Source organism: Streptomyces sp. TG1A-8 (genome assembly GCF_030499535.1).
GTDB lineage: Bacteria > Actinomycetota > Actinomycetes > Streptomycetales > Streptomycetaceae > Streptomyces.
On the sequence record NZ_JASTLB010000001.1, the window covers coordinates 5,270,614 to 5,292,365 of the forward strand.

The 21,752-nt window shown below is 72.2% G+C and carries 14 protein-coding genes, 1 tRNA gene and 1 pseudogene; 11 read left to right on the plus strand and 5 right to left on the minus strand.

What is annotated here, in order from left to right:
- Positions 1-80: 80 nt before the first annotated feature.
- From QQY24_RS23160 to QQY24_RS23180, 5 genes are all read left to right on the plus strand, one after another.
- The gene (locus tag QQY24_RS23160) at positions 81-857 is read left to right on the plus strand and encodes a thioredoxin domain-containing protein (protein ID WP_301974632.1); all 777 of its coding nucleotides are present in this window, start codon (positions 81-83) and stop codon (positions 855-857) included.
- 83 nt (positions 858-940) lie between these two features.
- Positions 941-1,897, plus strand: a complete 957-nt coding sequence (gene lgt, locus QQY24_RS23165) for a prolipoprotein diacylglyceryl transferase (RefSeq protein ID WP_301974633.1) — start codon at positions 941-943, stop codon at positions 1,895-1,897.
- A gap of 463 nt (positions 1,898-2,360) precedes the next feature.
- Positions 2,361-3,092, plus strand: a complete 732-nt coding sequence (locus QQY24_RS23170; protein ID WP_301974634.1) for a VIT1/CCC1 transporter family protein — start codon at positions 2,361-2,363, stop codon at positions 3,090-3,092.
- Between the two features lie 405 nt (positions 3,093-3,497).
- Positions 3,498-8,093, plus strand: a complete 4,596-nt coding sequence (gene gltB / locus QQY24_RS23175; protein ID WP_301976334.1) for a glutamate synthase large subunit — start codon at positions 3,498-3,500, stop codon at positions 8,091-8,093.
- On the plus strand, positions 8,086-9,549 hold the full coding sequence (locus QQY24_RS23180) for a glutamate synthase subunit beta (protein WP_301974635.1): 1,464 nt from the start codon (positions 8,086-8,088) through the stop codon (positions 9,547-9,549). Before gltB ends, QQY24_RS23180 begins: the two co-directional genes overlap by 8 nt.
- A 373-nt stretch (positions 9,550-9,922) precedes the next feature.
- On the opposite strand, the gene QQY24_RS23185 is transcribed toward QQY24_RS23180, so the two are convergent.
- The gene (locus tag QQY24_RS23185; protein ID WP_301974636.1) at positions 9,923-10,804 is read right to left on the minus strand and encodes a hypothetical protein; all 882 of its coding nucleotides are present in this window, start codon (positions 10,802-10,804) and stop codon (positions 9,923-9,925) included.
- A gap of 176 nt (positions 10,805-10,980) precedes the next feature.
- Between QQY24_RS23185 and QQY24_RS23190 the strand changes: the two genes are divergently transcribed.
- The 3 genes and pseudogenes from QQY24_RS23190 to QQY24_RS23200 all read left to right on the plus strand — a co-directional run.
- On the plus strand, positions 10,981-11,331 hold the full coding sequence (locus QQY24_RS23190) for a chorismate mutase (RefSeq protein ID WP_301974637.1): 351 nt from the start codon (positions 10,981-10,983) through the stop codon (positions 11,329-11,331).
- Positions 11,332-11,460: 129 nt separating this feature from the next.
- Positions 11,461-13,941, plus strand: coding sequence for an aminopeptidase N (pepN, locus tag QQY24_RS23195; RefSeq protein ID WP_301974638.1), 2,481 nt, complete (start codon positions 11,461-11,463; stop codon positions 13,939-13,941).
- Between the two features lie 462 nt (positions 13,942-14,403).
- Positions 14,404-14,793 (plus strand): annotated as a pseudogene (locus tag QQY24_RS23200) (lysine 6-monooxygenase); the annotation flags it as partial.
- A 126-nt stretch (positions 14,794-14,919) separates the two neighbouring features.
- Here the strand turns inward: QQY24_RS23200 and QQY24_RS23205 are convergent.
- A complete protein-coding gene (locus QQY24_RS23205) occupies positions 14,920-16,725 on the minus strand; it encodes a bifunctional UDP-sugar hydrolase/5'-nucleotidase (protein ID WP_301974639.1) in 1,806 nt (601 codons plus the stop codon).
- 148 nt (positions 16,726-16,873) lie between these two features.
- Here QQY24_RS23205 and QQY24_RS23210 point away from each other — a divergent pair, with 148 nt between their 5' ends.
- Entirely contained in the window at positions 16,874-17,569 is a 696-nt protein-coding gene (locus QQY24_RS23210) for an SIMPL domain-containing protein (RefSeq protein ID WP_301974640.1), read from the plus strand.
- A gap of 155 nt (positions 17,570-17,724) precedes the next feature.
- Positions 17,725-19,161 (plus strand): pyruvate kinase, encoded by a 1,437-nt coding sequence (gene pyk, locus QQY24_RS23215; protein WP_301974641.1) that lies wholly within the window; start codon positions 17,725-17,727, stop codon positions 19,159-19,161.
- A 90-nt stretch (positions 19,162-19,251) separates the two neighbouring features.
- Here pyk and QQY24_RS23220 read toward each other — a convergent pair.
- Positions 19,252-19,326: transfer RNA gene (locus tag QQY24_RS23220), tRNA-Leu, on the minus strand.
- 100 nt (positions 19,327-19,426) lie between these two features.
- Here QQY24_RS23220 and QQY24_RS23225 point away from each other — a divergent pair.
- Positions 19,427-20,083 carry an ANTAR domain-containing response regulator gene (locus QQY24_RS23225; protein ID WP_301974642.1) on the plus strand — a complete coding sequence of 219 codons (657 nt, stop codon included), beginning with the start codon at positions 19,427-19,429 and terminating at the stop codon, positions 20,081-20,083.
- 73 nt (positions 20,084-20,156) lie between these two features.
- Here the strand turns inward: QQY24_RS23225 and QQY24_RS23230 are convergent, their stop codons facing one another.
- Together QQY24_RS23230 and QQY24_RS23235 are read right to left on the minus strand one after the other, a co-directional pair.
- Positions 20,157-20,873 carry an ABC transporter ATP-binding protein gene (locus QQY24_RS23230; protein WP_301974643.1) on the minus strand — a complete coding sequence of 239 codons (717 nt, stop codon included), beginning with the start codon at positions 20,871-20,873 and terminating at the stop codon, positions 20,157-20,159.
- Positions 20,870-21,751, minus strand: coding sequence for an ABC transporter ATP-binding protein (locus QQY24_RS23235; RefSeq protein ID WP_301974644.1), 882 nt, complete (start codon positions 21,749-21,751; stop codon positions 20,870-20,872). The genes QQY24_RS23230 and QQY24_RS23235 overlap by 4 nt, the downstream gene beginning before the upstream one ends.
- Position 21,752: the final 1 nt, after the last annotated feature.

Consider the following 21,752-nt stretch of genomic DNA (forward strand, 5'->3'; position numbering starts at 1 on the left):
CTCCCACGGCGTTGGTCACTCGAACGGGTGGACCTCGGGCCGGGGAGGCGCGCTGCGCCTCCCCGGTTCGTTCTGGGGGTGTGAGCGAGAACAACCGTGACGGAAAGCGCACCGCCCGGGAGCGGCTGGCGGTCGAGCGCGAGAAGCAGAGGGCCGCGGACAGGCGGCGGCGCACGCTGATCGTGGGAGCGAGCGTCGTCTGCGTCCTCGGCCTCGCGGCGGTGGCCGGCGTGGTCGCCGCGAACGCCGGCAAGGACAAGGGCAGCGACAACGCCGGCCCGGTCGTCGCGCCGTCCGGCGCCCAGGGCAAGGACAGCCTCGCGGTCCCGGTCGGCGGGGACGGCGCGAAGTCGGCACTCACGGTCTGGGAGGACTTCCGCTGCCCGGCCTGCCGGTCCTTCGAGACGGCGTACCGCCCCGTGCTCCACCAGCTGACCGACGCCGGCAAGCTCAGGATCGAGTACCACCTGGTCCGGCTGATCGACGGCAACCTCGGCGGAAGCGGCTCCCTGCGCGCGGGCAACGCCGCGGCCTGCGCCCAGGACGCCGGGAAGTTCCGCGACTACCACGACGTGCTGTACGAGAACCAGCCCGAGGAGAGGGACGACGCCTTCGGCGACGACACCAGGCTGATCGCGCTGGCGGGCAAGGTCGGCGGCCTGGACACGCCCGCGTTCCGGAAGTGCGTCAAGGACGGCACCCACAACAGCTGGGTGGACAAGTCCCACAAGGCCTTCCAGGCCGGCGGCTTCGGCGGGACGCCCACGGTCCTGTTCGGCGGCAGGAACATCTACCAGGACCGGTCGATGACCCCGGCCAAGCTCAAGCAGATGGTGGAGGCCGCCGACGGACGGTGAGCGTGGTTCCCACCTCCCCGTTATGGACCCGTAGCCGGGCGGCCTGCCGCCCCGCGGCCCGGCACGGTAGCGTCAACCCCGCCATGGAACTTGCCTACATTCCCAGTCCGTCGCGCGGGGTGCTGTACCTCGGCCCCATTCCGCTGCGCGGCTACGCCTTCTGCATCATCATCGGCGTCTTCGTCGCCGTCTGGCTCGGCAACAGGCGTTGGATCGCCCGCGGCGGACGGTCCGGCACGGTCGCCGACATCGCGGTCTGGGCCGTGCCCTTCGGGCTGGTCGGCGGCCGGCTCTACCACGTGATCACGGACTACGAGCTGTACTTCAGCGACGGCCGTGACTGGGTGGACGCCTTCAAGGTGTGGGAGGGCGGCCTCGGCATCTGGGGCGCCATCGCGCTCGGCGCGCTCGGCGCGTGGATCGGTGCCCGTCGGCGGGGCGTCCCGATGCCCGCGTACGCCGACGCCGTCGCGCCCGGCATCGCCCTCGCGCAGGCCATCGGCCGCTGGGGCAACTGGTTCAACCAGGAGCTGTACGGCCGCGAGACGGACGTGCCGTGGGCACTGCACATCACCTCGACGGAGGGCGGCCGGGTACCGGGCTACTACCACCCGACCTTCCTCTACGAGTCCCTGTGGTGCGTCGGCGTGGCCCTGCTGGTGATCTGGGCCGACCGCCGCTTCAGGCTGGGCCACGGCCGGGCGTTCGCCCTGTACGTCGCCGCCTACTGCGTGGGCCGCGGCTGGATCGAGTACATGCGCGTCGACGAAGCCCACCACATCCTGGGCCTGCGCCTCAACGACTGGACCGCGCTGATCGTGTTCCTGCTGGCGGTCACCTACATCGTGGTGTCGTCCAGGAAGCGGCCGGGCCGGGAAGCGGTGGTGGAGCCGGGCGTCACGGACGGTCCGGCGCCGAGTGACGGCACGGACGCCGGTCCGGGCGACGCGACCGGCCGGGACACGGCTGCGGACACGGACACGGACACGGCCGCGGACGCGTCGGACGGCGAGGCGGAGTCGGCGGCGAAGCACGGCTGACGGCCGCCGCGAGGACACCGAGGGCGCCCCGGGACCACCGGGGCGCCCTCTGCGTGCACGGGCCGGGGCCGTGGCACGTCCGGCACCGCCGACCGCCGCCGTGCCCCCCCCGGGGCGGTGCTCGGCCCGCGCGCCGGTGGCGGGACCGGCCCCGGGGCCGCCGCGACCACCGGCGCGTCGGCGAAGCGGCCCTCGGACAGCGCCTGGGCGCCGTGGCACGAAGGCCACGGCGCCCAGGCGGATGCGCCCCCACGGCAGGCACACGGATGAGCTCCGACGGGCCACGCGTCACCCGGTCGACATCTGAGGGTTACCTAGCACATATGAGTGAAACTGGCAAAAGTGCAGGTTAGCCGAGCCTTTCCTTGCTGGCGCACGGGAAATGAATGGCGTACGTTCGGTGTTGTCAAAAAATAGAACTCGTCCAAAGTTAGCTTTGGCTAAGCTTCCCCGGGGGTCCCGCATGGCCATCATCGACACCGAGGCCGCGCTGCACGAGGCGCACCGAGACAACCACACGCACCGCGACGTGAACGGCGGCTGGTTGCGCCCCGCCGTATTCGGCGCCATGGACGGCCTGGTCTCCAACCTCGCGCTGATGACCGGCGTCGCGGGCGGCTCCGTCAGCCACCGGACGATCGTGATCACCGGCCTCGCCGGCCTCGCGGCCGGCGCCTTCTCCATGGCGGCCGGCGAGTACACCTCGGTCGCCTCGCAGCGCGAACTCGTCGAGGCGGAGCTGGACGTCGAGCGGCGCGAGCTGCGCAGGCACCCGCAGGACGAGGAGGACGAACTGGCGGCACTCTACGCGGCCCGCGGCGTGGAGCCCGCGCTGGCCCGTGAAGTGGCCCGGCAGCTGTCGAAGGACCCCGAGCAGGCGCTGGAGGTCCACGCCCGCGAGGAACTGGGCATCGACCCCGGCGACCTGCCCTCGCCGCTGGTCGCGGCGGTGTCGTCGTTCGGGTCCTTCGCCCTGGGTGCCCTGCTGCCGCTGCTGCCCTACCTGCTCGGCGCGAGCGCCCTGTGGCCGGCCGTGCTGCTCGCGCTCGCCGGGCTCTTCGGCTGCGGTGCGGTGGTGGCCAGGGTGACCGCGCGCAGCTGGTGGTACAGCGGCCTGCGCCAGCTCGCGCTGGGCGGCGCGGCGGCCGGTGTGACGTACGCCCTGGGCGGCCTGTTCGGAACGGCCGTAGGATGATGCCGCCGGAACTTATGCGCGGGGCCGCATAAGTAGCCGTTACCCGCTGGTTTCGGAAGCTTTACCACCGGGCATGAGCCGTACGCGCCGCGGGCAATGACGCCCGTGACGCACACCTCGGGACAGCGGCGACGCTTCCCCCGGCCCTCCCGGGCCGACGGACACCGATCAGATCGATCTCGTCCGGTCCGGCCCCCATTTTCTTCCGCCGCCCGTGCGCGGCACCCGCCGCGACCCCGTGGCACCCCGCCGGCCACCCCTGCGGCGTCCGCATGATGGAACGCAGTATCCGCTTCCCGAGAACCGTTCCATCATGTAACCTGCACGAAATTTTGCATCCCCCGCAGAGGGCCAACGTCGTCCCTCGGCACCAGCACATGCCACATGACGACGACGGGAGAGCCGATGCGTACGCCGCGCCAGCCGTCCCAGCATTCCTCGAATGGCCAGAAGTGGTCGTTCATGGATGCTCGCCCTGCTGCGCAGGGTATGTACGACCCCCGCAACGAGCACGACGCCTGCGGCGTCGGCTTCGTGGCCACCCTTACCGGCGAGGCGTCCCACACGCTGGTCGAACAGGCGCTCACCGTCCTGCGCAACCTGGAGCACCGCGGTGCCACCGGCTCCGAGCCGGACTCCGGCGACGGCGCCGGCATCCTCTCCCAGGTGCCGGACGCCTTCTTCCGCGAGGTGGCCGGATTCGACCTGCCCGCGGCGGGCTCGTACGCCGTCGGCATCGCCTTCCTGCCGGAGGAGGGCATCGAGGACGCCGTCTCGCACATCGAGGCGATCGCGGCCGAGGAAGGCCTCACCGTGCTCGGCTGGCGCGCCGTCCCGGTCGCCCCCGAGCTGCTCGGCGCCACCGCCCGCTCCACCATGCCGGTCTTCCGCCAGCTCTTCGTCACCGACGGCGCCAGCGCGGGCATCGCGCTGGACCGCAGGGCGTTCGTGCTGCGCAAGCGCGCCGAGCGCGAGGCCGGGGTCTACTTCCCGTCCCTGTCCGCCCGGACGATCGTCTACAAGGGCATGTTGACCACCGGCCAGCTGGAGCCCTTCTTCCCGGACCTGTCCGACCGCCGCTTCGCCTCCGCGATCGCGCTCGTGCACTCCCGCTTCTCCACCAACACCTTCCCCTCGTGGCCGCTCGCACACCCCTACCGGTTCGTCGCGCACAACGGTGAGATCAACACCGTCAAGGGCAACCGCAACTGGATGCGCGCCCGCGAGTCGCAGCTGGTCTCCGACCTGTTCGGCCCGCAGGAGCGGATCGACCGCGTCTTCCCCGTCTGCACCCCGGACGCCTCCGACTCCGCCTCCTTCGACGAGGTCCTGGAGCTGCTGCACCTCGGCGGCCGCTCGCTGCCGCACTCCGTGCTGATGATGATCCCGGAGGCGTGGGAGAACCACGCCTCCATGGACCCGGCCCGGCGCGCCTTCTACCAGTTCCACGCCACGCTGATGGAGCCCTGGGACGGTCCCGCCTGCGTGACCTTCACCGACGGCACCCAGGTCGGCGCCGTGCTCGACCGCAACGGCCTGCGCCCCGGCCGCTACTGGGTCACCGACGACGGCCTCGTCGTCCTCGGCTCCGAGGTCGGCGTCCTCGACATCGACCCGGCCAGGGTCGTCCGCAAGGGCCGGCTCCAGCCCGGCCGCATGTTCCTCGTGGACACCGCCGAGCACCGCATCATCGAGGACGACGAGATCAAGGCGGCCCTCGCCACCGAGAAGCCGTACGCCGACTGGCTGGAGGCCGGCGAGATCGAGCTGGGCGACCTGCCCGAGCGCGAGCACATCGTGCACACCCACGCCTCGGTCACCCGCCGCCAGCAGACCTTCGGCTACACCGAGGAGGAGCTGCGCGTCCTCCTCGCGCCGATGGCCCGCACCGGCGCCGAGCCGATCGGCTCCATGGGCACCGACTCGCCGATCGCGGCCCTGTCCGAGCGCCCGCGGCTGCTGTTCGACTACTTCACCCAGCTGTTCGCGCAGGTCACCAACCCGCCGCTGGACGCGATCCGCGAGGAGCTGGTCACCTCCCTGCGCTCGTCGCTGGGCCCCGAGGGGAACCTGCTGGAGCCGACAGCCGCCTCCTGCCGCACGGTCACCCTGCCCTTCCCGGTCATCGACAACGACGAGCTGGCCAAGCTCATTCACATCAACGCCGACGGCGACATGCCCGGCCTCAAGGCGGCGACCCTCTCCGGCCTGTACCGGGTCTCCGGCGGCGGCGAGGCGCTGGCCGCGCGCCTCGACGAGATCTGCGCCGAGGCCGACGCGGCCATCGGCAACGGCGCCCGCCTGATCGTGCTCTCCGACCGGCACTCCGACGCCGAGCACGCGCCGATCCCCTCGCTGCTGCTCACCTCGGCCGTCCACCACCACCTCATCCGCACCAAGCAGCGCACCCAGGTCGGCCTGCTGGTCGAGGCCGGCGACGTCCGCGAGGTCCACCACGTCGCCCTGCTCATCGGCTACGGCGCCGCCGCGGTCAACCCGTACCTGGCGATGGAGTCCGTCGAGGACCTACTGCGCGCCGGCACCTTCCTGAACGGCATCGAGTCCGAGAAGGCCATCCGCAACCTGATCCACGCCCTCGGCAAGGGCGTGCTGAAGGTCATGTCCAAGATGGGCATCTCCACCGTCGCCTCCTACCGCGGCGCCCAGGTCTTCGAGGCCGTCGGCCTGGACGAGACCTTCGTGGAGAAGTACTTCAACGGCACCGCCACCAAGATCGGCGGCGTCGGCATCGACGTCGTCGCCCGGGAGGTCGCCGCCCGCCACGCCAAGGCCTACCCCGCCTCCGGCATCGCTCCCGCGCACCGCGCGCTGGAGATCGGCGGCGAGTACCAGTGGCGCCGCGAGGGCGAGCCGCACCTGTTCGACCCGGAGACGGTCTTCCGCCTCCAGCACTCCACGCGCACCGGCCGCTACGACATCTTCAAGAAGTACACGGACCGCGTGAACGAGCAGTCCGAGCGCCTGATGACGCTGCGCGGCCTGTTCGGCTTCAAGTCCGGCCGCGCGCCGGTCCCGGTCGAGGAGGTCGAGCCGGTCTCCGAGATCGTCAAGCGCTTCTCCACCGGCGCGATGTCGTACGGCTCCATCTCCAAGGAGGCGCACGAGACCCTCGCCATCGCCATGAACCAGCTGGGCGGCAAGTCCAACACCGGTGAGGGCGGCGAGGACGCGGAGCGACTGTACGACCCCGCGCGCCGCTCGGCGATCAAGCAGGTCGCCTCGGGCCGCTTCGGCGTCACCTCCGAGTACCTGGTCAACGCGGACGACATCCAGATCAAGATGGCCCAGGGCGCCAAGCCAGGCGAGGGCGGCCAGCTGCCCGGCCACAAGGTCTACCCCTGGGTCGCCAGGACGCGGCACTCCACGCCGGGCGTCGGCCTGATCTCCCCGCCGCCGCACCACGACATCTACTCCATCGAGGACCTGGCGCAGCTGATCCACGACCTGAAGAACGCCAACCCGCAGGCCCGCATCCACGTGAAGCTGGTCTCCGAGGTCGGCGTCGGCACGGTCGCCGCGGGCGTCTCCAAGGCGCACGCGGACGTGGTCCTGATCTCCGGCCACGACGGCGGCACGGGTGCCTCCCCGCTGACCTCGCTGAAGCACGCGGGCGGCCCCTGGGAGCTGGGCCTGGCCGAGACGCAGCAGACCCTGCTGCTCAACGGCCTGCGCGACCGGATCGTGGTGCAGACGGACGGCCAGCTCAAGACCGGCCGGGACGTGATCATCGCCGCGCTGCTGGGCGCCGAGGAGTTCGGTTTCGCGACCGCGCCGCTCGTCGTCTCCGGCTGCGTGATGATGCGCGTGTGCCACCTGGACACCTGTCCGGTCGGCATCGCCACCCAGAACCCCACCCTGCGCGACCGCTTCTCCGGCAAGGCCGAGTACGTGGTCAACTTCTTCCGGTTCATCGCGCAGGAGGTCCGCGAGCTGCTCGCCGAGCTGGGCTTCCGCTCCATCGAGGAGGCCGTCGGCCACGCCGAGGTGCTCGACGTCGAGCGCGCGGTCACCCACTGGAAGGCGCAGGGCCTGGACCTAGAGCCGCTGTTCCACGTCCCCGAGCTGCCCGAGGGCGCGGTCCGCCACCGGCTGGTCGCCCAGGACCACGGTCTGGAGAAGGCGCTGGACAACGAGCTGATCAAACTCGCCGCGGACGCGCTCGCCGCCCCGGACGCCGCCGGGGCCCAGCCGGTGCGCGCCCAGGTCGCCATCCGCAACATCAACCGCACGGTCGGCACCATGCTCGGCCACGAGGTGACGAAGAAGTTCGGTGGCGCCGGCCTGCCCGACGACACCATCGACATCACCTTCACCGGCTCGGCCGGCCAGTCCTTCGGCGCGTTCCTGCCGCGCGGCGTCACACTGCGCCTGGAGGGCGACGCCAACGACTACGTCGGCAAGGGCCTGTCCGGCGGCCGGATCATCGTCCGCCCGGACCGCGCGGCCGACCACCTGGCCGAGTACTCGACCATCGCCGGCAACACCATCGCCTACGGCGCCACCGGCGGCGAGCTGTTCCTGCGCGGCCGCACCGGTGAGCGGTTCTGCGTCCGCAACTCCGGCGCGCTGGTCGTCTCCGAGGGCGTGGGCGACCACGGCTGCGAGTACATGACCGGCGGTCACGCCGTCGTCCTCGGCCCGATCGGCCGCAACTTCGCGGCGGGCATGTCCGGCGGCGTCGCCTACGTCATCGACCTGGCCCGCGACGACGTCAACGCCGGCAACGCCGACGCCGTCGAGGAACTGGACGACACGGACCGGCAGTGGCTGCACGACGTGGTGCGCCGCCACGCCGAGGAGACCGGATCGACGGTCGCCGGGAAGCTGCTGGCCGACTGGGACAGGGCCGTGGCGCGGTTCAGCAAGATCATCCCCAGCACGTACAAGGCAGTGCTCGCCGCCAAGGACGCCGCCGAGCGAGCCGGTCTCTCCGAGACCGAGACCACCGAGAAGATGATGGAGGCGGCGAGCAATGGCTGACCCGAAGGGCTTCCTGAACCACGGCCGTGAGGTCGCCAAGACCCGCCCCGTCGCCGAGCGGGTCAAGGACTGGAACGAGGTCTACGTCCCCGGCTCCCTGCTGCCGATCATCAGCAAGCAGGCCGGCCGCTGCATGGACTGCGGCATCCCGTTCTGCCACAACGGCTGTCCGCTGGGGAACCTGATCCCCGAGTGGAACGACTACGCCTACCGCGAGGACTGGGCGGCGGCCTCGGAGCGCCTGCACGCCACGAACAACTTCCCGGAGTTCACCGGCCGCCTCTGCCCGGCTCCTTGCGAGTCGGCGTGCGTGCTCGGCATCAACCAGCCGCCGGTCACCATCAAGAACGTCGAGGTCTCGATCATCGACAAGGCGTGGGAGACCGGGGACGTCGCCCCGCAGATCCCCGAGCGCCTGTCCGGCAAGACGGTCGCGGTCATCGGCTCGGGCCCCTCGGGCCTGGCCGCCGCCCAGCAGCTGACCCGGGCCGGCCACACGGTCGCCGTCTACGAGCGCGCGGACCGCGTCGGGGGCCTCCTGCGGTACGGCATCCCCGAGTTCAAGATGGAGAAGCGGCACATCAACCGCCGCATCGAGCAGATGCGCGCGGAGGGCACCCGCTTCCGCACCGGCGTCGAGGTCGGCCGCGACCTGAAGGCGACCGACCTCAGGAAGCGGTACGACGCGGTCGTCGTCGCCGCCGGCGCCACCACCGCCCGCGACCTGCCGGTCCCCGGTCGTGAGCTCAAGGGCATCCACCAGGCGATGGAGTACCTGCCGCTGGCCAACAAGGTCCAGGAGGGCGACTACGTCACCCCGCCGATCTCGGCCGAGGGCAAGCACGTCGTCGTCATCGGCGGCGGCGACACCGGCGCCGACTGCGTGGGCACCGCCCACCGCCAGGGCGCGGCCTCCGTCACCCAGCTGGAGATCATGCCCCGCCCGAACGAGGAGCGGCACCCGGTCAGCCAGCCCTGGCCGACCTTCCCGATCCTGTACAAGGTCACCTCGGCCCACGAGGAGGGCGGCGAGCGGATCTACTCCGCCTCCACCACCCACTTCGAGGGCGACGAGGACGGCAACGTGCAGTGGCTGCACCTGGCCGAGGTCGAGTTCGTCGACGGCAGGCTGACGCAGAAGCCGGGCACCGAACGCAAGATCCCGGCCCAGCTGGTCGCCCTCGCCATGGGCTTCACCGGCACGGACCGCGAGAACGGCCTCGTGGACCAGTTCGGCCTGGAACTGGACGAGCGCGGCAACATCGCCCGCGACGCCGACTTCCAGACCAACGTGCCGGGCGTGTTCGTCGCCGGCGACGCCGGCCGCGGCCAGTCGCTCATCGTCTGGGCCATCGCGGAGGGCCGCTCGGCCGCCCGTGGCGTCGACCGCTACCTGACCGGGGCCAGTGACCTGCCGGCCCCCGTCCGCCCGACGGACCGCGCCCTGACGGTCTGACGAGCCCCCCGGAACGTCCCGTACAAAGGCGTACGGAACACCAGACGGCGCCTGCCCCCTCACGTCCCCGACCGGACACCGGGGCAGGCGCCGCCTCGTCCTGCCGGGACGGGGCGCCGCGGGCCGCTTGCGCCGCGAGCCCCGGCACCCCGCCCGCGCCGAGCCCGGCGGCGGGGCGGGCAGGAGCACGCACACGCCCGTCCGGCCCGGGGTGCGGCGGGTGTCCCGCGGGGCGCGGGCGTACGCCGGGGCCGAGGACCGCCCCGGACGCGCCGGCGGCCGGACCGTCCGGGGCGAGCGGCGGGACGGGCAGGCGCGCCGGTCGCAGCGCGTGCGGCGGGGAGCCCGGGCCGGCCCGATCCGGACGAAAGTCCTAGGTGTCGCACTCCAGGACCGTCCGGCACAGGCCGCACCGCACCCGGACCCTGCCCCGCACGGGCACCCTGATCCGCTGGTGGCAGGTGGGGCAGGGGAAGGAGACGCGGAGCCGGCCGGCGGGGTCGCAGGAGAAGGCGTAGGGGACCTCCGGCCGGGTGCCCGGGGCCTGCCTGCGGTCGTGGGCGTAGCGGTGGCGGCCCGCCCGGCCGGCCCCGGTCAGCGGAGGCTGCTGCCCGTCGTGGCGGGCGGTGGCCATGCCCCTGCCGTAGGCGGTGTGGGCCTGCGGGCTGGTGAACCACACGGAGGGGTCCTCGTGGAAGGCCAGCGAGCGCTTGGCGAGGACGTAACCGAACTCCTCCGGCGTGAGGTAACCCAGTTTCTGGGAGGAGGCGCCGTCCTCGCGGTAGGCGTCCAGCAGCAGCCACCCCGCGCCGAGGTAGGTCGTCACCGTGTCCGTCAGGATCTCGTTGTGCGCCGTGGTCGGGAAGGACAGGCCGAGGCGGTGCAGGTAGACGTGGGCCACTTCGTGGGCGAGCGCCGCCCCGATGTCCCGGCGATGGGTGCGGAACCGGTCGTTCAGCTCGACGAAGTACTCCGGGCCCGCCGTCAGCTCGACGTTCGCCGCGTGGGTCATCCGCCGGAAGCCGACGACCAGCCGCGCGTCCGGCAACCGGAAGTGCCGCACGATCTCCCGGGCCACCCGCTGGGCCCTGAGGTGCAGGTCGTCGGTGTCGCAGAAGGCCACGTCGGCGGGGGGCACGCTGGCCGCGAAGGTCCGCACGGTGTCGCAGGACAGCCGCCGGTACAGCGCGGTGACGGCGGCCCGCACCGTCTCCAGGTGCGGGTAGCCGTGCTCGACCGGTCCGCCGTTCGCCACGTCCGACCCCCAAGGACACCCGGGACCCCCTTCCCACTGTATGCGGGCGCGCGCCGGCGGGCAGCGGCCGCGCCCCGCGCTCCCCGTGCCTCGTTCCGGCCGATCGGCGCGACGGGACCGATCGCATGCTGGTCGGCCGGTGAGAGGAGCGCGCCGCTCCCCTAGGGTGGACGCCCATGACCATCAGCAACACCGGCACCGGTGACGTGGACCCCGCCGTCCGCCAGGAACTGGAGCGGCTGCGCGAGAGCATCGACAACATCGACGCGGCCGTCGTCCACATGCTCGCCGAACGCTTCAAGTGCACCCAGCAGGTCGGCCGGCTCAAGGCGGCGCACCAGCTGCCGCCCGCCGACCCGGCCCGCGAGGCCCGGCAGATCGAACGGCTGCGCACCCTCGCCGAGAACGCCCGCCTCGACCCGGCCTTCGCCGAGAAGTTCCTGAACTTCATCATCGCCGAGGTGATCCGGCACCACGAACGCATCGCCGACGACACCGCCCACGAGCAACCGGCGTCGGCCGGCTGACCAGCGGTACGGCGGCGGCGCGGCGGGGCCGGTGACCGCCGGTGGCGGCGGGCGGTTGCGGAACCGGACATACACCGTGTAACGAACCACGCCTGTGCGCCGTCGGCGCCATCGGGCAGCATGGCCCGCATGTCCGTACTCACGCGCGACGAAGCGCAGCTCCGAGCACAGCTCCTCGACGTCCACCACTACTCCGTCGAACTCGACCTCACCACGGGGGACGAGGTCTTCGGCTCCCGCACCGGGATCCGGTTCACCGCACGGTCCGACGGGGACACGTTCGTCGAGCTGAAGCCCACCGAGCTGCGCGCCGTCACCCTCGACGGACAGCCCCTCGACCCCGGGGACCTGCGCGAGGGCCGGCTGCCGCTGAAGAACCTCACCGCCGGCGAGCACGAACTGCACGTCGACGCGGCCATGCCCTACTCCCGCACCGGCGAGGGCATGCACCGCTTCACCGACCCCACCGACGGCGAGACCTACGTCTACACGCAGATGTTCATGGACGACGTCCAGCGGGTGTTCGCCGCCTTCGACCAGCCCGACCTCAAGGCCGTCTTCGAGGTCTCCGTCACCGCGCCCGAGGGCTGGACCGTACTCGCCAACGGCGTCACCGAGCACCTCGGCCAGGGCCGCTGGCGGGCCGCCGCGACGCCGCTGATCTCCACCTACCTCGTCGCGGTCGCCGCCGGGCCCTGGCACTCGGTGCGCACCGAGCACCGCGGCCTGCCCTTCGGCATCCACTGCCGCCGCTCCCTCGCCCCGCACCTGGAGGCCGACGCCGAGGAGATCCTCCAGGTCACGCGCGCCTGCTTCGACCGCTACCACGAGAAGTTCGAGGAACCGTACCCCTTCGACTCCTACGACCAGGCGTTCGTCCCCGAGTTCAACGCGGGCGCCATGGAGAACCCGGGCCTGGTCACCTTCCGCGACGACTTCGTCTACCGCTCCGCCGTCACCGACACCGAGCGGCAGACCCGCGCGATGGTCATCGCCCACGAGATGGCCCACATGTGGTTCGGCGACCTCGTCACCCTCAGGTGGTGGGACGACATCTGGCTGAACGAGTCCTTCGCCGAGTACATGGGCTACCAGACCACCTTGGAGGCGACCCGCTTCACCCAGCCGTGGGTCGAGTTCGGCGTTGCCCGCAAGGCCTGGGGCTACGACGCCGACCAGCGCCCCTCCACCCACCCCGTGGCCCCCGAGGCCGTCGACGACACGGCCGCCGCCCTGCTCAACTTCGACGGCATCTCCTACGCCAAGGGCGCCTCCGCGCTGCGCCAGCTGGTGGCCTGGCTCGGCGAGAAGGACTTCCTCGCCGGCATCAACGTCCACATCCGGCGGCACCGCTTCGCCAACGCCACCCTCGCCGACTTCATCGACTCCCTCGCCGCCGCCACCGAACGCGACGTCCACGCCTGGGCCGACGCCTGGCTGCGCACCACCGGCGTCGACACGCTCACCCCGAGGATCGCGTCCGCCGACGGCACCTGCGCCCTGACCGTCGACCGCGCCGGCAGCCGGCCGCACCGCGTCACCGCCGGGCTGTACGACCGCGACCTCACCGACGAGGGCCGCCTCACCCTGCGCGAACGCGTCGACCTCGACGTCCCGCAGGCCGCACCGCAGCCCATCGGCAAGCGGCCCGCGCTGCTCCTGCTCAACGACGGCGACCTGACCTACGCCAAGGTCCGCTTCGACGAGGAGTCCTTCGCGACGGTCCGCACCGGCCTGTCCGGGCTGCCCGACCCGCTCACCCGCGCGGTGGTGTGGAACGCCCTGCGGGACGCCGTCCGCGACGGCGAACTCCCGCCCGGCGCCTACCTGGAGACGGCCCGCGCCCACCTCCCGCTGGAGACCGACCTGGCCCTCGTGGAGGGCGTCCTCGCCTTCGCCTCCGCGCAGATCGCCGGCCGCTACCTCGGCCCCGGGGAGCGCCCGGCCGCCCTCGGCACCCTCACCTCCCTCTGCCGCGACCTGCTGCGCCGCACCGAGGACGGCGACAACCCCGGCCTGCGCCTGATCGCCGTACGGCACTTCGTCGACGCGGCCGTCCACCCCGACACCATCGCCGCCTGGCTCGCCGAGGGCACCGTGCCCGGCGGGCCGGAACTCGACCCGGAGCTGCGCTGGCGCGTCCTCGCCCGGCTCGCCGTCCTCGGCGCCACCGACGAGGCCGCCATCGCCGCCGAGCTGCAGCGCGACCCGTCCGCCACCGGCCAGGAGGGCGCCGCCCGCTGCCGGGCCGCGCTGCCCGACGCGGCGGCCAAGCGCGCGGCCTGGGAGGCGATGTTCGCCGGCGACGACCTGTCGAACTACCTGTTCACCGCCACCGCGCAGGGTTTCTGGCAGCCCGAACAGGCCGACCTGGTCCGGGAGTACGTGCCGCGCTACTACCAGGACGCGGTCGCGGTCGCCGCCCGCCGCGGCCCCGCCATCGCCGCCGCCGCCGGCCGCTGGGCCTTCCCGCACCACGCCGTCGACGCGGAGAACCTCGCCCTCGGCGAGGTCTGCCTGCGCGACGCCGGCCCGACCGCGGCCCTGCGCCGCAGACTCGTCGACGAACTCGACGACCTGGCCCGCGCGCTCCGGGTCCGGGGGGAGTAACCCGGCCGGGGCGGTACCGGGCGCGCGGCCCCGGCCGGGCCGGGCCGGGTGTCCGCCGGCCCGGTCCGTGCGGGGCGCGCGGGGTGCCTGACCCGGCCACCCCCGGGCGCTCCGCCGGGACGGTGCCGGGTGCCGCGGCCCGGCCGGCGCCGGGCGCCCCGGCCGCGGCAGGAACAACCCCACCGCCACCGTGCCGGGCCCCGGGTGATCCCGTACGGCGTCGACCGGGCCGGCGACCGCACCGTCGCGCTCCGGCACCAGGAGCACCTTGCCGTCCGGGTCCGCGCCGTCCGGCAGCGGGTGGAACGGGCTCTGCCCGCCGCCCGGCCCCGACGGCGGCCCCGCCGCCGCGAACCAGTCCCCGCACTCCCGGAACAGCGTCGGCAGCGGCCCCTCGTCCGCGGGGCCGGGCTCGCGCACCAGCACCCGCTCACCGGGCACGCCGAGCCTCCGCACGCCGCGAGGATCGAACTGCACCTGGAACACCCCGCACAGGGCAGCCGCTCCCGCCTGAGCACCGACGCCGTCGTCCTGGCCACCGGCTACCGCGAGCACCCCCTCGGCCGCATCCTCGCCGGACTCGACCCCCACCTGCGCCGCGACGGCAGCGAACGCCCGCGCGTGGACCAGGACTTCCGGCTCGTCCTCGACCCCTCGGCCACCGGATCGGTGTACGTCCAGAACGTGGGACTGCACACCCACGGCGTCGGCGCCCCCGACCTCGCCGCCTGGCGCAGCGCCTGCATCCTCAACCCCCTGACCGGCGGGTGCGCCTACCCGCTCCCCGGCCGGACGGCCTTCACCACCTTCGGCCTCCGGGAGGCCCGGCCCCGGGTGCCGCAGGACCGCCGGGAGCGGCAGCCGGCTCCGTCCGGCGGGAGACGGCGACGGACGGGACGGCGCGGCGGACGGAAGGGCCCGCGGTGGCGGGGCGACGCCGCCCCGCCACCGCGGGCCCTTCGCGGGGACCCCCGCCCGTCAGAAGACCGGCGTGCCGTCGCGGGTGAGCCTCCAGTCCGAGGACGCGAAGTCCTTCGGGTCCAGGACGCCCCGGGCGGTGACCCACTCGGCGATCCGGGTGCGGATCTCCGTCGACTCCGACCACAGCTCCTTGGCCGAGGCGACGTGCGGGAAGGCCCCGCCGCCGTTGGCGCGGTAGTTGTTCACCGCGAACACGAACTGCTGGGCGTCGTCCAGCGGGGCACCGCCGTAGGTCAGGTTCCTGATCCGCGAACCGGCCGGCCGGGCGACGTCGATGTCGTACGCCAGACCCGAGACGTAGTCGTAGTTGTAGTCCGGCCGGCCGCCCGCGTTCGTCAGCTTCTCCACGTCGACCGCCGTCCCGGCGGCGGTCTGCACGTAGTACCCCGCCGAGTACTCCAGGTACGCCCGCACCTGGGCGCCCGTCAGCACCTTGGCGACCAGGGTGTTGTCGTACACGTACAGGCTCGACAGGTCCCGGATCGTCACGTCGCCGGCCGGGATCTGCGAGGTCCGGGAGAACGGCGAGGCCTGTGCGATCACCGGCAGCGAGGCGTACTCGGTGCCGGCCAGCGCGGCCTTGACCACGTCCTCCTGCACCTTGGTGATCAGGTCGATGATCGGGGCGTCCTTGTAGCGCGCCTCGACGGTCGTCAGGGTCTCGGTGGCCCGGCCCACGACCTGGTTGACGTACGCGACGACCTTGGCGTGCTCGTCCTTGAGCAGCTTGGTGATCTTCGGGTCGTCGGCGGCCGTGCCGGAGTTGCGCAGCGAGGCCGAGACCGACTCGACCTCCCAGCGGCCCCTGCTGAACGCCAGCTCGATGTCGAACACGGTGAGCCGCTCGGCGTAGCACAGCGGCTCGGAGAGCACGACCGTCTTCCCGGTCCGCTCGTTGACGACCTTCAGCTCGGGGATCTCCAGGTGCGCGTGCCCGACTAGGATGGCGTCGATGCCCGGCACCTGGCGGGCGACGTTGGCGGCCGCGTCCTCCACGTACGGCAGCTGGTCGCCGTAGGACGAGGTGCCGGAGGTGCCCGAGTGCGCCGACACCACGACCACGTCCGCGCCCAGCGACCGCAGCTTCGGCACCCACTTCGCGGCCTGCTCCTCCAGGCCCGGGAACGCCAGCTTGCCCTGCACGTAGGCCTTGTCCCAGATGGCGATGCCGGGGTTGGTCAGGCCCAGCACGGCGACCTTGACCGGCGGGGCGCCCTGCACGCGGAAGGTCTTGATGACGTAAGGGGGGAAGGCCGGCTTCAGGGTCTTGGCGTCGACCGCGTTGGCGCCGAGCAGCGGGAAGTCCAGCTGGTCCTCGAACCGGCGCAGGGTCTCGATGCCGTAGTTGAACTCGTGGTTGCCGAGGGCCGCCGCGTCGTACCCGATGGCGTTCATCGCCTGGGCCATCGGGTGCACCGGCCCGCCCTCGGCGGTGATCGGGTCGACCTTCGCGTAGTAGTACGTCAGCGGGGTGCCCTGGATCGTGTCACCGGCGTCGACGAGCAGCGTGTTGTGGCGGCCCCGCTCCTGGCGGACCTGCTCGATCAGGGTCGAGACACGGGCCAGGCCCACGGCGTTGCCCGCGGCGTCGGTGTACTCCGCGTCCTTGAAGTAGTCCCAGTTGAAGACGTGCCCGTGCAGGTCGGTGGTGCCCATGACGGTGAGGGAGTACCGCTTGACGTGCTTCGCGGGCCGCCCCGCCTCGGCCGCCCGGGCCGCCGGAGCCGCCGCCGCACCGGCGATCGCCACCCCCGCCCCGGTCGCGGCGGACTTCTTCAGGAACTTCCGGCGGTTCAGCGGCATGGCTGGGTCTCCTCGGGAGCGGGTGAACGACGCGCGTAGATTCTGACCCGGGCGTGGCGGGGGGCAACAGGTCCGAGAGGTTTCGATACGGTGACCTCTTGTGCGAAGTCCCGCCGCCCCGACGGGAAAAACTGACACAGTGGGGCGTATGACCTCTGCGGCGACCGCACGGCACGGCACCCCCGACGCACCCCTCCTCGTCGTCCGCGGGGAGGCGGAGCTGGACGTCGAGCCCGAGGTCGCGCGGATCGGCATCACGGTCGGCGCCCGCGGCCGGGACCGGCGTTCCACCCTGGACGACCTCACCCGCCGCAACACCGCCGTCCTGGACCTCGTGAAGTCCTACGGCCGGGCCGTGGAGGAGCTGTCCACCGGCGCCTTCTCCCTCACCCCCGAACTGGCCGAGCGCGGCCGGGGCGAGCGGGTCCGCAGCTATCGGGGCCGGGTGCACCTGGGCGCCGAGTTCTCCGACTTCACCGTGCTCGGTGAACTCACCACCCGGCTGGCCGACCTGGAGCTGACCCGGGTGGACGGCCCCTGGTGGTCGCTGCGCCCCGGCTCGCCGGTGCACGCCGAGGCGCGGCGGCGGGCGGTGGCCGAGGCCGTGCAGCGCGCCCGGGAGTACGCCGAGGCCCTGGGCACCACCCTCGCCGCGCTGACCGAGCTGGCCGACACGGGTACGGAGCCGTCGCGGCCCGGCCTGTCGTCCTTCGCCCGCGGGGCGCGGCGCATGTCCCGGGCCGACGCCTCCGAGCCCGCCGAGCCGCTCGACCTGGAGCCCGCCCGGCTGCGCGTCGCCGCCGGGGTCGAGGCCCGCTTCACGATGGCGCCGCCGCGGCTGTGAAACACGGGCGGCGCGGGGCGTGCGTCCGGAAACGATTGCTCATCGGAGCGGTTCGCCGCACAATTCAACACTCGTCAGGACTCCTTTGCCCAAGGGTTCTTGAGTGATCATGTGGGCCGGATTCTCTACCGGCGGGTAAGCCCTACGCTCGACTCATGCGCCGAGCAAAAATCGTCTGTACCCTGGGGCCCGCCACCGACTCGTACGACCAGATCAAGGCACTGGTCGAGGCCGGAATGGACGTCGCCCGGTTCAACCTCAGCCACGGCACCCACGCCGAGCACGAGGAGCGTTACCAGCGCGTACGCAAGGCGGCCGACGAGACCGGCCGCAGCGTCGGTCTCCTCGCCGACCTTCAAGGTCCGAAGATCCGGCTCGGCCGCTTCGCCGAAGGGCCCGTACTCCTTGAACGCGGCGACTCCTTCACCATCACCGTGGAGGAGGGCGTCGACGGCGACCGCCGGCGGTGCGGCACCACCTACGCCGGCCTCGCCGCCGACGTCACCCCCGGCGAACGCGTCCTCGTGGACGACGGCAAGGTCTGCCTGGAGGTCACCTCCGTCGACGGTCCCCGTGTGCACACCCGGGTGGTCGAGGGCGGCATGGTCTCCGACCACAAGGGGCTGAACCTGCCCGGCGTCGCCGTCTCCGTGCCCGCCCTGTCCGAGAAGGACGAGGACGACCTGCGCTGGGCGCTGCGCACCGGCTTCGACGTCATCGCCCTGTCCTTCGTCCGCAGCGGCCGGGACGCCGCGGACGTCCACCGCATCATGGCCGAGGAGGGCCGCCGGCTGCCGGTGATCGCCAAGGTGGAGAAGCCGCAGGCGGTGGAGAACATCGACGACATCGTCGCCGCGTTCGACGGCATCATGGTCGCCCGCGGCGACCTCGGCGTGGAGATGCCGCTGCAGCAGGTCCCGATCGTGCAGAAGCGGGCCGTCAAGCTCGCCCGGCGCAACGCCAAGCCGGTCATCGTGGCCACCCAGATGCTGGACTCGATGATCGAGAACTCCCGCCCGACCCGCGCCGAGGCCTCCGACGTGGCCAACGCGGTCCTCGACGGCACGGACGCGGTGATGCTCTCCGGGGAGACCAGCGTCGGCAGGTACCCGATCGAGACCGTGCGGACCATGGCGAGGATCGTCGAGGCGGCCGAGGAGGACATGCTCGCGGCCGGCCTGCCGCCGCTGACCGAGCGGAACAAGCCCCGCACCCAGGGCGGCGCGGTCGCCCGGGCCGCCGCCGAGATGGGCGACTTCCTCGGCGCGAAGTTCCTCGTGGCGTTCACCCAGTCGGGAGACACCGCCCGCCGGCTGTCCCGCTACCGCTCGCCGATCCCCCTGCTGGCCTTCACCCCCGAGCCGGCCACCCGCTCCCAGCTCAGCCTCACCTGGGGCGCGGAGACCTTCCTCGGCCCGCACGTCGGCTCCACGGACGCCATGGTCGGGCAGGTGGACGAACTGCTCCTGAAGTACGGCCGCTGCCGGAAGGGCGACGTGGTGGTGATCACGGCGGGTTCCCCGCCCGGCGTCTCCGGCTCGACCAACATGGTCCGGGTCCACCACATCGGCGAGGACGACAGCCCGAAATAAGGAAAAGGGGCGGCACGCGAAAAGAAGCGGATGTTCACGAGAACGTGGACATCCGCTTGGTGCCGGTAATCTTGGAATCCAAGGAAGAAGTGCCCCGGGTCGGACTCGAACCGACACTGTACGGGTTTTGAATCCGTTGCCTGCTGCCAATTGGGCTACCGGGGCTCGCAGAATCGAAGGTTTTCCCGGACCCTGCGCGCGTCCACCATACCGTAGCTAGGTAGGCTCTTGTCAGCAGTACCCCTGCCCTGAACGAGGAGCCCCCGTGACCGCCGAGTCGCCCCAGCCCGCAGACGTGACCGACGACGACAAGTCGCACGTGCCTCCGCTGACGACCCGCGTCGTCATCGCCGAGGACGAGGCCCTGATCCGGCTCGACCTCAAGGAGATGCTGGAGGAGGAGGGGTACACCGTCGTCGGCGAGGCCGGGGACGGTGAGCAGGCCGTCGAGCTGGCCCGCGAGCACCGGCCCGACCTGGTGATCCTCGACGTCAAGATGCCCAAGCTGGACGGCATCTCCGCGGCCGAGAGGATCGCCGAGGAGTCCATCGCGCCGGTCCTGATGCTCACCGCCTTCTCGCAGCGCGACCTCGTCGAGCGCGCCCGGGACGCCGGCGCCATGGCGTACCTGGTCAAGCCCTTCTCCAAGAGCGACGTCGTCCCGGCGATCGAAATGGCCGTCTCCCGGTTCACCGAGCTGAAGCAGTTGGAGAAGGAGGTCGCCGACCTCACCCAGCGGCTGGAGACCCGCAAGCTGGTCGACCGCGCCAAGTCGATCCTGCAGACCGAGTACGGGCTGACCGAGCCGGCCGCCTTCCGCTGGATCCAGAAGACCTCCATGGACCGCCGCATGTCGATGCAGCAGGTCGCCGAGGCGGTCATCACCGACGCCGAGGAGAAGAAGGCCGCCAAGAAGGGCTGAGCCCGCGCGGCCCGCGGACGTGACGAGGCCCGCGCCCCGACCGGGGCGCGGGCCTCGTCACGTCCGCGGGCGGCTAGTCCTCGCCCAGGTACGCCTTGCGCACCGACTCGTCGTGCAGCAGGTCCCGGCCGGAGCCGGACAGCACGATGCTGCCGACCTCCATGACGTGCCCCCGGTCGGCGAGCGACAGCGCCGCCTGGGCGTTCTGCTCGACCAGCAGGATCGTCGTGCCCTGGGACTTCAGCTCCGCGATCGTCGCCATGATCTTCTGCATCATGATCGGCGACAGCCCCATGGACGGCTCGTCCAGCATCAGCAGCTTCGGCCGGGACATCAGCGCCCTGCCCATCGCCAGCATCTGCTGCTCACCGCCCGAGAGGGTGCCCGCGGCCTGCTTCCTGCGCTCCCCCAGGATGGGGAACAGGTCGTAGGCGCGTTCGATGTCCTTCTCGATGCCCTCCTTGTCCTTGCGGAGGAAGGCGCCGAGCTGGAGGTTCTCGGCGATGGTCAGGCGCGGGAAGATGTGCCGGCCCTCGGGGGAGTGGGCCAGCCCCAGCGCGACGATCTTGTGCGCCGGGACGTCGGTCAGCGGCCTGCCGTCGAAGACGATCCGCCCCGAGACGGGCTTCAGCAGGCCCGACAGGGTGCGCAGGGTCGTCGTCTTGCCGGCGCCGTTGGTGCCGATGAGGGTGACGACCTGGCCGGCCTCGACGCTGAACGAGATGCCCTTGACGGCCTCGATCTTGCCGTAGGCGACCCTGAGGTCCTCGACCTCCAGCAGTGCGGTCACTGGGCCTCTCCCTCGGTGGTGCCGGTGGTGCTCTCCGCGCCGGCGGCCCCGGCCCTCACGGCCCCGGCCTCGGCTGCCTCGACCTCCGCGGCCTCCGCCAGGCCGGGGTCGCCCTCGAAGGGCTCGCCCAGGTAGGCGGCGACGACGCGCTCGTCGGCCTGGACGACGTCGGAGGTGCCCTCGACGAGCTTCTCGCCCTGGACGAGGACGGCGACGCGGTCGCACAGGTTGAAGATGAAGCGCATGTCGTGCTCGATGACGAGCACGGCGATGCCCTTGTCCCGGATGGCGAAGACCAGTTCCTCGGTGGTCCGGGTCTCCTGCGGGTTCATGCCGGCGGTCGGCTCGTCCAGCAGCAGCAGGCCCGGCTCGCTCGCCAGCGCCCGCGCGATCTCCAGCTTGCGCTGCTCGCCGTAGGGCAGGTTGCGCGCCAGGTGGTCGCGCTTGGCGGCGAGACCGACGAACTCCAGCAGTTCCATGGCCTTCGCCTCGGACTCCCGCTCCGCCTTGCGGAAACCGGGGCCGCGCAGCAGCGCGGACCACAGCCCCTCCCGGGTCCGCGTGTGGCGGCCCACCAGGACGTTCTCCAGGACGGTCATGTTGGCGAAGAGCCGGATGTTCTGGAACGTGCGGGCGATGCCCGCCTGGGTCACCAGGTGCGGCTTGGGCGGCAGCACCTCGCCCCGGTAGGCGACCGTGCCCTCGGTGGGGACGTACAGGCCGGTGAGGCAGTTGAAGAAGGTGGTCTTCCCGGCGCCGTTCGGACCGATCAGGCCGACGATCTCGCCGCTGTTGACCGTGAAGTCGACGGACCGGACGGCGGTCAGGCCGCCGAAGCGCATCGTGACGTCACGGGCTTCGAGTACAGGTGTCGTCATG